This is a genomic window from Streptomyces sp. SID5910 (assembly GCF_009862125.1).
GTDB lineage: Bacteria > Actinomycetota > Actinomycetes > Streptomycetales > Streptomycetaceae > Streptomyces.
In genome coordinates, this window is record NZ_WWHX01000928.1 from 1 (window position 1) to 15,864 (window position 15,864).

The following is a 15,864-nucleotide window of genomic DNA, read 5'->3' on the forward strand; positions in this document are numbered from 1 at the left end:
ACCCGTGCCGCCCCAGCGGCACGATTGCCCGCAGCTCAGCGGGATGGTGGCCTCCGCTTTGAGGGGGTGCGGTTTCGTTATCCCGACGCAGCCCCCGATTCCCCGCCCCTCCTCGACGGGCTCGATCTGCATATCCGGTCCGGGGAGTCCATGGCTCTCGTCGGGGGTACCGGGAGTGGGAAGACCACGTTGACCTCGTTGATTCCCCGGTTGCACGAGGTGACCGAGGGGCGGATCACGCTGGACGGGGAGGACATCGCCGCCCTGCCCCGTGAGGAGTTGCGCGCCCTGGTGGCCGTGGCCTTCGAGGAGCCCACGCTCTTCTCGGCCACCGTCGGCGAGAACGTGCTGATGGGCGCCGGTGAGGGCACTGGTCCCGACGCCCTGGAGCGGGCGCTCTCCGTCGCGCAGGCCGACTTCGCGCATGCCCTGCCGCAGGGCACCGGCACCCAGGTCGGCGAGCAGGGCCTCAGCCTGTCCGGCGGCCAGCGGCAGCGCCTCGCGCTCGCGCGGGCCGTGGTCGGCAGCCCGAGGTTCCTCGTCCTGGACGACCCGCTGTCCGCGCTGGACGTGCACACGGAGGCCGCCGTCGAGGCCGCCCTGCGCCGCGTGCTCGCGGACACCACCGCGCTGATCGTGGCCCACCGCCCCTCCACCGTGCTGCTCGCCGACCGGGTGGCCCTGCTGTCCGGAGGCCGGATCGCCGCCGTCGGCACGCATCACGAACTGCTGCGCACGAACGCCGAGTACGCCCATCTGATGTCCGGCGCCGAGGAACTGGAGGACGACCGGCGATGACGGCCCCCATCACCTCCCCGCCCGCTCCCGGCGAGGCGGAGGACCCGCCCCGGACCACGGGCGCCGAGCAGCCCGGCGACGACTTCGACCGCGACGTCCTGCCCAGCCCGCCGGGTGCCACGGCCGCGCTGCTGCGCTCGCTGCTGGCGCCCCTGCGGGCCCGCGTCACGTTCACGGTCCTGTTCCTGCTGCTCCAGCAGGCGGCCGTGCAGGCGGGACCGCTGCTGGTGGCGTACGCCATCGACCGTGCCGTGCCGGCCTTCCGTGACGGCGACCACGGGCCGCTGGTCGCGGTCGGCGCCGGATACCTGCTGTGCTCGCTGGCCGCCGGGGCCCTCCAGTACGGGTTCATCGCCGCGTCGGCCCGGGTCAACCAGGACGTGCTGCTGGACCTCAGGGGCCGGATCTTCCGGCACGCGCAGGCGCTCAGCGTCGACTTCCACGAGCGCTACACGTCGGGGCGGCTCATCTCCCGCTCCACCACGGACGTCGAGTCGCTGCGGGAGCTGCTCAGCGAGGGGCTTCAGGAGCTGATCACGGTCGTCCTGTCCTTCGTCTACATCTCGGCCATGCTGCTGTGGCTGGACCTCGGCCTCGGCGCGGTCGCGGTGGCGTCGTTCGGGCCGCTGTACGCGCTCGTGCGGACGTACCAGCGGCGCGCGGGGCGCGTGTACCGGCAGCGGTCGACGGCGATCGCGGCGGTGATCGTCAAGTTCGTGGAGACGATGAACGGCATCCGGCCGGTGCGCGCCTTCCGCCGGGAGGCCGCCAACGACGCCGACTTCGCCGCGCTGAACCGGCGGCACGAGCGGACCAACGGCAACGCGCTGCTGGAGATGGCCCGTTACGTCGTCGGCTCCCGGCTGGTCGCCAACACGACCGTCGCGGGGATCGTGCTGTGGGGCGCGTACCGGGTCGCGGACGGCACGCTGGCTCTCGGTGTGCTCGCGGCGGCCGTGCTGTACCTGCGCCGGCTGTACGACCCGATCGACCGGCTCGGCATGTTCCTGAACTCCTACCAGTCGGCGGCGGCCTCGCTGGAGAAGATCGCCGGACTGCTGGCCCAGACGCCGTCGGTGCCCGAGCCGGCCACGCCGAGGGAGCTGCCGCCGCCGGTGTCGGAGCATCCCGGGCGCGAGGTCGTCTTCGACGCGGTCCGCTTCGGCTACCGCACCGGCGGTGAGGTGCTGCCCCGCTTCGACCTGACGATCCCGGCGGGGCAGACCGTGGCCGTGGTCGGCTCGACGGGCGCGGGCAAGTCGACGCTGGCCAAGCTGCTCGCCCGGTTCTACGACCCCTCCGGCGGGCGGGTCCTGCTGGACGGCACCGACCTGCGCGACCTCGCCGTGCCCGAGCTGCGGCGCGGGGTGGTGATGGTGACGCAGGAGGCGTTCCTGTTCTCCGGCACGGTCGCCGAGAACATCGCCATCGGGCGTCCGGAGGCGACGCGGGAGGAGATCGAGCGGGCCGCGAAGGCGATCGGCGCCCACGACTTCATCGCCGCGCTGCCCGACGGCTACGACACCGACGTCCGCAAGCGGGGCGGCCGGATCTCCGCCGGGCAGCGGCAACTGGTCGCGTTCGCGCGGGCGTTGCTCGCCGATCCGGCGGTGCTGATCCTGGACGAGGCGACCAGCTCGCTGGACGTCCCGGGTGAGCGGGCGGTGCAGCGGGCCATGACGACGGTGCTGAAGGGCCGTACGGCGGTGGTGATCGCGCACCGGCTGTCGACCGTGGAGATCGCCGACCGGGTGCTGGTGATGGAGCACGGCCGGATCGTGGAGGACGGCGCCCCGGCCGAACTGATCGCGGGGACGGGCCGGTTCGCGGACCTGCACCGGGCGTGGCGGGACAGTCTCGCGTGAGCGGCGCCGGAGGGTGGCGCACGGGCGGCACCTCGGTCGACGCGTACGAGGACCCCGGCACGCCCGACCTGCGGGGCGGCTGGCGGTACCTGGGGTGGCTGGTCGGACGGCAGTGGCGGCGCTGCGCGGCGGGGGCGGTGCTGGCCAGCGCGTGGATGGTGCTGCTGGCGGCGACGCCGTACCTGATGGCGCGGGCCGTCGACCACGGGCTGGAGCCCGGCGACCTGGGGGCGCTGGCCCTGTGGACGGGCGCGCTGACCGCGGCCGGGGCCGTCAACGCCTGGCTGGGCGTCCTGCGGCACCGCACGATGACGCGGGTGCGGATGGACGCCAACTTCCGCACGGTCAAGGTCGTCGTCGGGCACGCGACCCGGCTCGGCGCGGCGCTGCGGCGGCAGGTGGGGACCGGTGAGGTCGTCACCATCGGGGTGGGCGACGTGCAGACGATCAGCCAGTCGCTGACGGCGGTCGGGCCCGGCGTCGGGGCGGTCGTCGCGTACGCGGCGGTCGGCGGTCTGATGCTGTCGGTGTCGGCGAGCCTCGCCCTCGTTGTGCTGCTCGGCGTGCCGGTGCTGGGTGTGCTGCTGGGCCCGCTGATGGGCCGGTTGCAGGGCCGGGAGACGGAGTACCGGGAGCGGCAGGGCGTGCTGACGGCGCGGATCGGCGACCTGGCGGGCGGCCTGCGGGTGCTGAACGGGCTGGGCGGCAAGAGCCTGGTCGCGGACGCCTTCCGGCGGGACTCGGCGCGGCTGCGCGAGCAGGGGTACCGGGTCGGGGCGGTGACCAGCTGGATCCAGGCCATCGGCGTGGGGCTGCCGATGCTGTTCCTGGGCCTGGTGACCTGGCTGGGCGCCCGGCTGGCGGCGCGCGGCGAGATCAGCGTGGGCGAGCTGGTGTCGGTGTACGGCTATGTCGTGGCGCTGGGCTGGCCGGTGGCGTTCCTGATCGAGATGAGCCACCAGCTGAGCCGGGGCGTGGTGGCCGCCCGCCGCGTGGTCGCGTTCCTGCGGCTGGAGCCCGAGTCGGAGGAGGGCACGCGCGAGGCCCCGGCGGAACCGTCGGTGCTGTACGACCCGGCGTCCGGGGTGCGGGTGGCGCCGGGGCGGCTGACCGTGCTGGCCGGGGCGCGGCCCGCCGACGCGGCCGCCGTGATCGACCGGCTCGGCCGGTACGCCCCCTCCGAGGTGACCTGGGGCGGGGTACCGCTGTCCGACGTGCCGCTGCCGCTCGTACGGGAACGCATCCTGATCGCCGACGCGGAGTCCGACCTGTTCACGGGCCCCCTGCGCGAGGTGATCGCCACGGGACCCCGTCCGGGGGACGCGGGCGGGCCCCAGCCGGGGGACGCGGGGGGTGTCGGCGCCCGGCGCAGCGGCTCGGGCGGACGCCATCCGGGGGATGCAGGGGGACCCCTCCCTGGGGACGCGGGCGGTGTCGATGCCCGGCGCAGCGGCGCGGGCGGACGCCGCCCGGGGGATGCGGGGAGACCCCTCCCGGGGGACGCGGGGGGACCCCACCCGGGGGACGCGGGCGGTGTCAATGCCCGGCACAGCGGCGCGGCCGCAACCGGCCGCCATGGGCCCGCGGACGCACGAGAGCACGCCGGAGCGCCGGTCGGTGCCGATGTCCGGCTCCACCGCACGGCCGCGACCGGCCACCATGAGTCCGCGGACGCCCCAGCGCACGCCGAGGCCCCTTCCGAGGCTCGCCTGGCCCGTGCCGTCGGCGCGGCCGCCGCCGACGACATCGTCCGGGGGCTGCCCGAGGGGCTGGACACGGTCGTCGCCGCCCAGGGCCGCGATCTGTCGGGCGGCCAGCGGCAGCGCGTCCGGCTGGCCCGGGCCCTACTGGCTGACCCCGAGGTGCTGCTCGCCGTCGAACCGACCTCCGCGCTGGACGCCCACACCGAGGCGACGGTGGCGGAGCGGCTGCGCGAGGCGCGCGAGGGCCGCACGACGGTGCTGGCCAGTACGTCCCCGCTGGTGCTCGACCGGGCGCACGTCGTGCACTACCTGGTCGACGGCAAGGCCGCCGCCACCGGGAGCCACCGGGAACTGCTCGACACCGAGCCGGGCTACCGGGAGCTGGTCGCGCGGGACACCGAGGAAGAGGAGACCGCACGATGACCTCGCCGCAGCCGCAGGCGGCCCCAGAGCCGCAGCCGAAACCGGAGCCGCAGCAGGGGGCGCAGCCGGATCCGAAGCCGGAGCCGGACCAGAAGCCGAAGGCGGACCCAGAGCCCGACCAGAAGCCGAAGACGGACCCGGAGCCGGACCCGAAGCCGAAGGCGGAGCAGAAGCCGAAGCCCGACCGGAAGCCGAAGCCCGACCGGAAGCCGAAGGCGGAACAGAAGCCCGAACCCGACCCAAAGCCGAAGCCGCAGCCGAAGCCGCAGGCAGCGCAGGGCGCGCCAGGCCGGCTCCCCGTCGCCGAGCCCGCCACCGTGCGGCGGGCGATGGCCGGGCTCGTGCGCGCCGACTCGCGGGCGTTCGCCCTGCTGCTCGGTCTGAACGCGCTCGCGGCCCTCGCCGGGCTCGCCGGTCCGTGGCTGCTGGGCCGGATCGTGGACGAGGTGCGGGCCGGGGGCGGGGTGGGCGCCGTGGACCGGATGGCGCTCGCCATCCTGGTGTGCTCGGCGGCCCAGTTGCTGCTGGCCCGCTGGGCCCGGTACGTGGGACACCGCTTCGGCGAGCGGACGCTGGCCCGCGTGCGGGAGCGGTTCGTGGACCGGGCCCTGTCGCTGCCCGCGTCCGTGGTGGAGCGCGCGGGCACCGGGGACCTGACGACCCGGGGCACGGCCGACGTGACCACCGTCGGCACGACCCTGCGCGACGCCGGCCCGGACCTGCTCGTCAACGCCGTGCAGACGCTGTTCCTCGCCGCCGCCCTGTTCGTGCTCTCCCCGCCGCTGGGCGCCGTGGCGCTGGTGCTGCTGCTGCCGATCCGGTGGGTGCTGCGCTGGTATCTGCGGCACGCCCGGGACGGCTATCTCGCCGAGGGGGCGGCCAATTCGGACGTCGCCGAGATTGTCGCCTCGACGGTGGCGGGCGCCCGCACGATCGAGGCGTTCCGGCTGGCCGGGCGGCGTGTCGCGGCGAGCCGCCGGGCGCTGGAGGTCTCGCGGCGCGCCCGGTTCCACACGCTGTACCTGCGCAGCGTGCTCTTCCCGGTGATCGAGGTGTCGTACGTCGTGCCGGTGGCGGGCGTGCTGCTGGCCGGCGGGTTCCTGCACGCGCACGGCAGGGTGAGCGTGGGCGCGGTGGTGGCCTGTGCGCTGTACCTCCAGCAACTGACCGGGCCGCTGGACGAGGTGCTGATGCGGTTCGAGGAACTCCAGCGCAGCGGCGCCTCCTTCGCCCGGGTGGAGGGGCTCGCGCTGGCTCCGCGGGCCGCGGCGGACGACGCGGCGGTCCCGGCGGACGACCGCATCGACGTGTCCGGGGTGCGCTACGCGTACGACCGGGGCGGCGAGGTGCTGCGCGGGGTGGATCTGACCGTGCGGCCGGGTGAGCGGCTGGCCGTCGTCGGGCCGTCCGGGGCCGGCAAGACCACGCTGAGCCGGCTGCTCGCGGGTGTCGACGCGCCGGACGAGGGCGCGGTGACGGTGGGCGGGGTGCCCGTGGTCGCGCTCTCCCCGGAGCGGCTGCGCCGTCAGGTCGTGCTGGTCACCCAGGAGCACCACGTCTTCCTGGGTACGGTTCGCGACAATCTGCTCATCGCCGAACCGGACGCGACCGACGACCGGTTGTGGGCCGCCCTCGCCGCGGTCGGCGCCGAGGAGTGGGTGCGGGAGCTGCCGGACGGACTCGGTACGGAGCTGGGCGGCGACGGCAGCCGCGCCGACGGCCCCCGGGCCCAGCAGCTCGCCCTCGCCCGGGTGGTGCTGGCCGATCCGCACACGCTGATCCTGGACGAGGCCACCGCCCTGCTGGACCCGACGACGGCCCGGCACACCGAGCGCGCGCTCGCCGCCGTGCTGGAGGGCCGTACGGTCATCGCCGTCGCGCACCGGCTGCACACCGCGCACGACGCGGACCGGGTGGCCGTGATGGAGGACGGCCGGCTGGCCGAACTCGGCACGCACGACGAGCTGGTGGCGGCCGGCGGAGCCTACGCGGCGCTGTGGGGGTCGTGGCACGGGGAGACCCGGGAGACACCCTCCGGCTGACTGACCCGGCGGTCAGTACGGGCCCCCACGGCGACCACTCCGTATATCGAACATGAACGCCCGGACAACGAACCATTTCCGGCCAACTTGCTGACGCGCTCCTGACAAGGGCCGAGATCTCCTGCCACTCTTCCCACGGCCGCTCCACAGCGCCCCCACAGCTTCCTCATCAGCGCTGTGCACGGCCAGCTCCTTGCACGTGGTTTCTGCGTACCACCGAGTTCTGCCCGGCCGGCTCACCCGCCGACCGGTCTCCCCTGGCCGCGCGACCCGCGGCCACGCAGAAGGAGTCAGTGTTGAGCAGCAGCACTCCCCACAGACGCACCTCCCACACCACGCACCGCCGCGCGGCGGGCGTCGCCCTCGCCGGTGTCGCCGCGCTGATCGCCACGGCCTTCCAGGCGGGCGGCGCCACCGCCGCCCCGCAACCGGCCCCCGCGCCGGGCGCCGAGTCCGTCAAGCTCACCCCGGCCCAGCGCGCGGAACTGATCCGGGACGCCAACGCCACCAAGGCCGGGACGGCCGCCGACCTGGGCCTGGGCGCCAAGGAGAAGCTGGTCGTCCGGGACGTGGTCAAGGACCGCGACGGCACGCTGCACACCCGCTACGAGCGCACCTACGACGGGCTGCCCGTCCTCGGCGGCGACCTGGTCGTCACCACCGCCGAGTCGGGGAAGACCGAGCAGGTCGTGAAGGCCACGGCCAAGGCCATCAAGCCGGCCACCGTGACACCGAAGATCACCGCCGCCAAGGCCGAGCAGCAGGCGGTCTCCGCCGCGAAGGCCGCCGGCGCCGCGCAGCCCGACGCCGACCGCGCCCCGCGCAAGGTGATCTGGGCGGGCAACGGCACCCCGGTCCTCGCGTACGAGACGGTCGTGGGCGGCCTCCAGGAGGACGGCACGCCGAACGAGCTGCACGTCGTCACCGACGCGGCCACCGGCGCCAAGCTGTACGAGTACCAGGCGATCCACGAGGGCACCGGCAACACCATGTACAGCGGCACGGTGACGCTGGGCACGGCGCAGTCCGGGTCGTCGTACACGCTGACCGACACGGCGCGCGGCAACCACAAGACGTACAACCTGAACCGCGGCACCTCCGGCACCGGCACGCTCTACTCCGGCCCCGACGACACGTGGGGCAACGGCAGCGCGTCCAACACGGAGACCGCCGCCGCCGACGCCCACTACGGCGCCGCGCTGACCTGGGACTACTACAAGAACGTCCAGGGCCGCTCCGGCATCCGCGGTGACGGCGTGGGCGCGTACTCCCGGGTCCACTACGGCAACAACTACGTCAACGCCTTCTGGTCGGACAGCTGCTTCTGCATGACCTACGGCGACGGCTCGGGCAACACCCACCCGCTGACGTCCATCGACGTGGCCGCGCACGAGATGACGCACGGCGTCACCTCCAACACCGCGGGCCTCAACTACAGCGGCGAGTCCGGCGGTCTGAACGAGGCCACGTCGGACATCTTCGGCACGTCGGTCGAGTTCTACGCGAACAACTCCTCGGATGTCGGTGACTACCTCATCGGCGAGGAGATCGACATCAACGGGGACGGCAGCCCGCTGCGCTACATGGACAAGCCGAGCAAGGACGGCGCGTCCAAGGACGCCTGGTACTCGGGCCTCGGCGGAATCGACGTCCACTACTCGTCCGGGCCAGCCAACCACTTCTTCTACCTGCTGAGCGAGGGCAGCGGCACCAAGACCATCAACGGTGTCACCTACAACTCGCCCACCTCGGACGGCCTCCCGGTCACCGGCATCGGCCGCGCGAAGGCGGAGAAGATCTGGTTCCGCGCGCTGACCACGAAGTTCACGTCGACCACCAACTACGCGGGCGCCCGCACCGGCACCCTCGCGGCCACCGGTGAGCTGTACGGCACCGACAGCGCCGAGTACAAGGCGGTGCAGGACGCGTGGGCGGGCATCAACGTCGGGGCGCGCTCGGGCGGTGGTGGCGGCGGCGGGACGACCTTCGAGAACACCGCCAACGTGAACATCCCCGACTACGGCTCGGCGGTGACCTCCTCGGTCACGGTCTCCGGCCGCACCGGGAACGCGCCGAGCAACCTCCAGGTGGGCGTGGACATCGTGCACACCTGGCGCGGTGACCTCAAGATCGACCTGGTCGCCCCGGACGGCTCGGTGTACGCGCTCAAGGCCAGCGGCTACGACCCGGCGGCCGACGTGCACCAGACCTACACGGTCAACGCCTCCTCGGAACCGGCCAACGGCACCTGGAAGCTGAGGGTCCAGGACCAGGGCCCGCAGGACACCGGGTACATCGACGCCTGGCGTCTCACCTTCCCGTAGGCCCGCACCGTCCCCCCACAGTCAGGGCGCCGTCCCCGGAGGTTCCACTCCCGGGGGCGGCGCCCTCCCCATGACCGCCGGTTTTTTGCCAAGCCCATACGCGGGCGGGGTTGCGGCTTTGCCGAGGTCACGCGGGTTCACGTTTCCGCAACATTCACCCGGTCGTCGATTTTCGGCCAACATCATTCGACCCCACTGACATGTACGCGGCACTGGTGCCACTCTTCCCTCACCCGCCGCACAACTTCGCAGTCACGCCGGCCGGCCACCCCACGCCGGCCGGACTCCCCCACCGAAGGAGCTTGTGTGTCCTCCCTCTTCGCGCGCCACAAGCGCACCACGCTGGCCGTCGCCACCGCCGTCGCGGCCGGCGCCATGCTCACCACCGGCCTGACCGCCGGCAGCGCCGCCGCCGACTCCGCCGCGCCGCGGGCCCTGCCGGGCGCCCCGGTGCTGCTGTCGGACTCCGCGCGCACCGCGCTCATCCAGGAGCAGCAGCAGTCCGCCACCGCGACGGCTCGGCAGATAGGCCTCGGCGCCCAGGAGAAGCTGGTCGTCAAGGACGTCGTCCGGGACGTCGACGGCACCGTCCACACCCGCTACGAGCGCACCTACGAGGGGCTGCCGGTCCTCGGCGGCGACCTCGTCGTGCACCAGGCGAAGTCCGGCGCGGCCCAGGGCGTGACCAGAGCGACCAACGCCGCCATCAAGGTCGCCACCGTGACGCCGAAGATCGCCGCGGCCAAGGCCGAGCAGCAGGCGCTGGGCGCCGCGAAGGACGCCGGGTCGTCGAAGACCGCGGCCGACTCCGCGCCCCGCAAGGTGATCTGGGCGGCCGACGGCAAGCCGGTCCTCGCCTACGAGACCGTCATCGGCGGCTTCCAGGACGACGGCACCCCCAACCAGCTGCACGTCATCACCGACGCGGCCACCGGCGCCAAGCTGCACGAGTACCAGGGCATCGAGACGGGCTCCGGCAAGAGCCTCTACTCGGGCACGGTCACCCTCGGCACCTACAAGTCGGGCTCGACGTACCAGCTGTACGACACCGGGCGCGGCGGCCACAAGACGTACAACCTGGCCCGCAAGACCTCCGGCACCGGCACCCTGTTCACCGACACGGACGACGTGTGGGGCACCGGCACCGCCTCCAGCTCCTCCACCGACCAGACGGCCGCCGTGGACGCCGCCTACGGCGCGCAGGTCACCTGGGACTTCTACAAGAACACCTTCGGCCGCAACGGCATCAAGAACGACGGCAAAGCGGCCTACTCCCGGGTCCACTACGGCAACCAGTACGTCAACGCCTTCTGGGACGACAGCTGCTTCTGCATGACCTACGGCGACGGCTACGGCAACACCAGCCCGCTGACCTCGCTGGACGTGGCCGGCCACGAGATGAGCCACGGCGTCACCTCCAACACCGCGGGCCTCAACTACAGCGGCGAGTCCGGCGGCCTCAACGAGGCGACCAGCGACATCTTCGGCACCGGCGTGGAGTACTACGCCAACAACGCGGCCGACAAGGGCGACTACCTCATCGGCGAGAAGATCGACATCAACGGCGACGGCACCCCGCTGCGCTACATGGACAAGCCCAGCAAGGACGGCGCGTCCAAGGACTACTGGTCCTCCGGCCTCGGCGGCGTCGACGTGCACTACTCGTCGGGCCCGGCCAACCACTTCTTCTTCCTGCTGTCCGAGGGCAGCGGGGCGAAGACGATCGACGGGGTGAGCTACAACTCCCCGACGTACAACGGCTCCACCGTCACCGGCATCGGCCGCGCCAAGGCGCTCCAGATCTGGTACAAGGCGCTGACCACGTACATGACGTCGACGACCAACTACAAGGCCGCCCGCACGGCGACCCTGAACGCGGCGTCGTCCCTGTACGGCTCGACCAGCACCGAGTACAAGGCGGTGGCCGCGGCCTGGACCGCGATCAACGTGAGCTGACCGGCACCGGCACGGGCGCCGGCGCCGCGGCGGCACCCGGAACCACCGGTTCCCGGGTGCCGCCCTACCCTTGGTTCCCATGTCCTTCACGTACGACGACGTCGGCGCCACCCGCGAGCAGGCCCCCTGCCCGCCCGGCTTCCGCCCCATGCACGTGCGCACGCGCCTCGGGGAGGGCGAGCCGGTGTTCCGGCGGGCGGCCGAGGCCCTGCTCACCTGGGAGATGCACCGGGCGATGGGCGTCGGCGTCGACGCGAGCGCGGACCGCGCCGCACCCGGCGTCGACGTGACCGTCACCCTCGCCGGGATGATCAAGGCGCCCTGCCGGGTGGTGTGGACGCTGGAGGAGCACCGCCGGGCCGGCTGGGCCTACGGCACGCTGCCCGGCCACCCCGAGTCCGGCGAGGAGGCCTTCGTCGTGGACCGCACCGGCGACGGCACGGTCTGGCTGACCGTGACCGCCTTCAGCCGCCCGGCCAAGTGGTACGCGAAGGCCGGCGGGCCGGCGACCCGGGGTTTCCAGCACGCCTACGCCCGCCGCTGCGGCACCGTCCTGCGCCGGCTGAGCGGCGGCGACGAGGAAGACTGAGCCCGGCCTCCGCCGCCGCCCGGGGCGCTCACCTCATCAGCAGCCCGGCCGCCTCTCCCAGCTCGTCCGACGGCACCGCGACCAGACCGGCGTCCGCACCGGACGCCAGCAGCCGGTGCGCGGGCAGGATGCGGACGGTGTAGCCGAAGGGGCCGGTGCGGTCCAGGGCGAGCGGGCCCTCGTACAGCCAGCGGCCCTCCAGGTCGGGGCCGCCCACCGGTTTCAGCGGCACGGTCGTCGCGTCCGTGATGCGGTCCTCGGAGTCCACCCGGCCGGAGACCGCCTGGACCTCCACGTCGTCCGGGGCGAGGTCACCGAGGTTGACCCGCACCCGCAGGCCGAGCGTCGTGCCGAGCTCCGCCGTGGACGCGGGCGCGGACGTCTCGACGTGGTCGACGCTCACGCCGGGCCAGGCGGCCCGCAGCCGGGTCTTCCACTCGGCGAGCGCGCGGGCCGCGTCCGGGTCCATCGCACGGTGCGCCTCGGCCGCCGGGGTGTACAGCCGCTCCACGTACTCCCGGACCATGCGGCCGGCCAGCACCTTGGGCCCGAGCAGACTCAGGGTGCGGCGGACCATCTCGATCCACCGGTCGGGCAGCCCGCTCGCGCCCCGCTCGTAGAAGCGCGGGGTGATCCGCTGCTCCAGCAGGTCGTAGAGCGCGTCGGCCTCTATGGCGTCGCGCCGGTCGGCGTCGGTGCCCGCGCCGTCGGCGGTGGGGATCGCCCAGCCGAAGTCCGGCTGGTACCACTCGTCCCACCAGCCGTCCAGGACCGACAGGTTGAGGCAGCCGTTGAGCGCCGCCTTCATGCCGGAGGTCCCGCACGCCTCCAGGGGACGCAGCGGGTTGTTCAGCCAGATGTCGCAGCCCGGATAGAGCTTCTGCGCCATCGCCATGCCGTAGTCGGGCAGGAACACGATGCGGTGCCGCACCCGCGGGTCGTCCGCGAACCTGACCAGCTCCTGCACCAGCCGCTTGCCGCCGTCGTCCGCCGGGTGCGCCTTGCCGGCGACGACGATCTGGATCGGCCGCTCGGGATGCAGCAGCAGCTCCATCAGCCGGTCCCGGTCCCGCAGCATCAGCGTGAGCCGCTTGTACGACGGGACGCGCCGCGCGAAGCCGATGGTGAGGACGTCCGGGTCGAGGACGTCGTCGATCCAGCCCAGCTCGGCCGTGCCCGCGCCGCGCTGCCGCCAGGAGGCCCGCAGCCGGTCCCGGACCTCCTCGACGAGCTGCTCGCGCAGGGTGCGGCGCAGCTCCCAGATGTCCTGGTCGGGGATGTCGGCGACGGAGTCCCAGCGGTCCGAGCCGCCGAGGGTCAGGGCGTCCTCGGCGCGCTGGACGCCGATCTGCCGGGCGCCGAGCCGGAACACCTCGGGGGCCACCCAGGTCGGGGCGTGCACGCCGTTGGTGACGGAGGTGATCGGCACCTCCTCGGCGTCGAAGCCGGGCCACAGTCCGGAGAACATCTCCCGGCTGACGCCGCCGTGCAGCAGGGAGACGCCGTTGGCCCGCTGGGCGAGGCGCAGGCCCATCACGGCCATGTTGAACAGGTTGGGCTCGCCTCCGGGGTAGGTCTCCATGCCGAGCCTGAGGACGCGCTCGACGTCGATGCGCGGCAGCTCGGAGCCGGGGCCGAAGTGACGGGCGACCAGTTCGCGGTCGAAGCGGTCGATGCCGGCCGGGACGGGCGTGTGCGTGGTGAAGACCGTGCCCGCCCGGACCGCCTCCAGCGCGGAGTCGAACTCCAGTCCCCGGTCGCAGAGTTCGGCGATGCGCTCCAGGCCGAGGAACCCGGCGTGGCCCTCGTTGGTGTGGAACACCTCCGGTTCGGCGTGGCCGGTGAGCCGGCAGTACGTCCGTACCGCCCGGACACCTCCTATGCCGAGCAGCATCTCCTGGAGGAGCCGGTGCTCGCTGCCGCCGCCGTAGAGCCGGTCGGTGACGCCGCGTTCGCCGAGGTCGTTCTCCTCGACGTCCGAGTCGAGGAGCAGCAGCGGGACCCGGCCGACCTGGGCCAGCCAGATCCGGGCGCGCAGCTCCCGGCCGCCGGGCAGGGCGAGGGCGACGCGGGCGGGGGTGCCGTCGGGCTCCTTGAGCAGGGCCAGCGGCAGCTCGTGCGGGTCGAGGACGGGGTAGTGCTCCTGCTGCCAGCCGTCCCGGGACAGGGACTGGCGGAAGTAGCCGTGCCGGTAGAGCAGGCCGACGCCGACGAGCGGCACGCCGAGGTCGCTGGCCGCCTTCAGGTGGTCGCCGGCCAGGATGCCGAGGCCGCCGGAGTACTGGGGCAGGGCGGCGGTGATGCCGAACTCGGGGGAGAAGTAGGCGACGGCGGCGGGCAGTCGGCCCGGCTGGGTCTGGTACCAGCGGTCGCCGGTCATGTAGTGGTCGAGGTCGTCGGCCACCGCGGCCAGCCGGCGCAGGAACCGGCGGTCCTCGGCCAGCTCCGCCAGGCGCGCGGGCGGGACGGTGCCGAGCAGCCGCACCGGGTCGCGGCCGGACTCGGCCCAGCACCCGGGGTCGACGGACTGGAAGAGGTCGCGGGTCTCCGCGTGCCAGGACCAGCGCAGATTGCGGGCCAGATCGCTGAGGGGCCGGAGGGAGTCGGGGAGAACGGGACGGACGGTCAGTCGACGGATCGCCTTCACCCTTACGACGTTACCGGCGTGATGTGTCTCATGCCGGGGCCTTCGCCCCCAGATCTCCGATTCGGCCTGAACGGGCTCTTTCCGCTTCGCCGGACGGGCTAATACCCGAGGGCACGGCAGGGGGCGTGTCGATATGGCCGGATCTTTCCCCGTCGGCCTTCTTGTGACACTTCGGCAGGCACGAAAAGCTGCACATGTCGTGAAGGCGCTGATTGCGCGAGCGGCATCCGGGAAGGCGTTCGAACAGGTGTCGTCGCGCGTGTCGACATACGCGCTAGTAGTTAACAAAGTGCCGGATTGCCCACCGGAAGAGTGTGGGAAGGCTCCTGCGGAACAGCCCGCACGTACCCCGCAGGACACCCCTCCCCCAGAGTCATCCGCCCACCCTCGTTGACGCGGACAGGAGCGGTCATGCCCGCCACGCACCACTCGTCAGCAGCCCCCGAAGCCTCCCCGGGAGCGCCACCCGCGGACGGCACCACCGTCGGACGCATCCCGGTCCTGGACGTGCGCCCCCTGGTCCGGCAGGGGCGCCGGCCCGCCAAGGCCGTGACCGGTGAGGCCTTCGAGATATCGGCCACCGTGTTCCGGGAGGGCCATGACGCGGTGGCGGCCAATGTCGTCCTGAGAGATCCGGAGGGCCGGCCGGGCCCGTGGACGCCGATGCGGGAGCTGGCCCCGGGCACCGACCGCTGGGGGGCCACGGTGACGGCCGGGGAGCCCGGCCTCTGGTCGTACACCGTCGAGGCGTGGGGTGATCCGGTCACCACCTGGCGGCACCACGCGGGGATCAAGGTGCCGGCCGGTATCGACACGGAGCTGGTCCTGGAGGAGGGCGCGCGGCTGTACGAGCGTGCCGCCGCGGACGTGCCGGAGAGCCGGGGGCGCACCGAGCTGCTGGCCGCCGTCGACGCGCTGCGGGACGAGTCGCGTCCGGCCGCGTCACGGCTGGCGGCGGCGTTGACGCCGGAGGTGGACGCGGTGCTGGCCCGCCATCCGCTGCGGGAGCTGGTCACCACCTCCGACCCGCTGCCCCTGCTGGTCGAGCGGGAACGCGCCCTGTACGGCGCCTGGTACGAGTTCTTCCCCCGCTCCGAAGGCACCCCCGAACAGCCTCACGGCACCTTCCGCACCGCCGCCCGCCGGCTCGACGCGATCGCCGCGATGGGCTTCGACGTCGTCTACCTCCCCCCGATCCACCCCATCGGCACCACCCACCGCAAGGGCCGCAACAACACCCTCTCCGCCGGCCCCGACGACGTCGGCGTGCCCTGGGCCATCGGCTCCCCCGAAGGCGGCCACGACGCCATCCACCCCGACCTGGGAACGCTGGAGGACTTCGACGCCTTCGTCGCGCGGGCCGGCGAACTCGGCCTGGAGATCGCCCTGGACTTCGCCCTCCAGTGCTCCCCCGACCACCCCTGGGTCGACAAGCACCCCGACTGGTTCCACCACCGCCCCGACGGCACCATCGCCTACGCCGAGAACCCGCCGAAGAAGTACCAGGACATCTACCC

Annotated in this window: 9 protein-coding genes; 8 read left to right on the forward strand and 1 reads right to left on the reverse strand. The window is 73.3% G+C overall.

The window, feature by feature from the left end:
* From GTW67_RS33030 to GTW67_RS33060, 7 genes are all read left to right on the forward strand, one after another.
* On the forward strand, positions 1-798 hold a 798-nt coding region (locus GTW67_RS33030; RefSeq protein WP_161167527.1), incomplete at its 5' end, for an ABC transporter ATP-binding protein.
* On the forward strand, positions 795-2,663 hold the full coding sequence (locus tag GTW67_RS33035; RefSeq protein ID WP_161167528.1) for an ABC transporter ATP-binding protein: 1,869 nt from the start codon (positions 795-797) through the stop codon (positions 2,661-2,663). The genes GTW67_RS33030 and GTW67_RS33035, both read left to right, overlap by 4 nt.
* Complete coding sequence (locus GTW67_RS33040) at positions 2,660-4,789, forward strand: ABC transporter transmembrane domain-containing protein (RefSeq protein ID WP_346010803.1); 2,130 nt, start codon at positions 2,660-2,662, stop codon at positions 4,787-4,789. Before GTW67_RS33035 ends, GTW67_RS33040 begins: the two co-directional genes overlap by 4 nt.
* Before the next feature lie 329 nt (positions 4,790-5,118).
* The gene (locus tag GTW67_RS33045; RefSeq protein WP_161168437.1) at positions 5,119-6,831 is read left to right on the forward strand and encodes an ABC transporter ATP-binding protein; all 1,713 of its coding nucleotides are present in this window, start codon (positions 5,119-5,121) and stop codon (positions 6,829-6,831) included.
* Positions 6,832-7,127: 296 nt separating this feature from the next.
* Positions 7,128-9,155, forward strand: coding sequence for a M4 family metallopeptidase (locus GTW67_RS33050; protein ID WP_161168431.1), 2,028 nt, complete (start codon positions 7,128-7,130; stop codon positions 9,153-9,155).
* A gap of 306 nt (positions 9,156-9,461) precedes the next feature.
* A complete protein-coding gene (locus tag GTW67_RS33055; RefSeq protein ID WP_161168432.1) occupies positions 9,462-11,111 on the forward strand; it encodes a M4 family metallopeptidase in 1,650 nt (549 codons plus the stop codon).
* A gap of 79 nt (positions 11,112-11,190) precedes the next feature.
* Entirely contained in the window at positions 11,191-11,700 is a 510-nt protein-coding gene (locus GTW67_RS33060; RefSeq protein ID WP_161168433.1) for a DUF1990 domain-containing protein, read from the forward strand.
* Between the two features lie 28 nt (positions 11,701-11,728).
* On the opposite strand, the gene GTW67_RS33065 is transcribed toward GTW67_RS33060, so the two are convergent.
* Positions 11,729-14,347, reverse strand: a complete 2,619-nt coding sequence (locus tag GTW67_RS33065) for an alpha-glucan family phosphorylase (RefSeq protein ID WP_161168434.1) — start codon at positions 14,345-14,347, stop codon at positions 11,729-11,731.
* Between the two features lie 411 nt (positions 14,348-14,758).
* On the opposite strand from GTW67_RS33065, the gene GTW67_RS33070 reads away from it, so the two are divergent.
* A partial coding sequence (locus tag GTW67_RS33070) for a maltotransferase domain-containing protein (protein WP_161168435.1) occupies positions 14,759-15,864 on the forward strand: 1,106 nt, incomplete at its 3' end.

Excerpts from the sequence above, each read along its gene's own strand:
- GTW67_RS33035 (WP_161167528.1), top strand. The coding sequence starts at position 795 with ATGACGGCCCCCATCACCTCCCCGCCCGCTCCCGGCGAGGCGGAGGAC.
- GTW67_RS33045 (WP_161168437.1), top strand. The coding sequence starts at position 5,119 with ATGGCCGGGCTCGTGCGCGCCGACTCGCGGGCGTTCGCCCTGCTGCTC.
- GTW67_RS33060 (WP_161168433.1), top strand. The coding sequence starts at position 11,191 with ATGTCCTTCACGTACGACGACGTCGGCGCCACCCGCGAGCAGGCCCCC.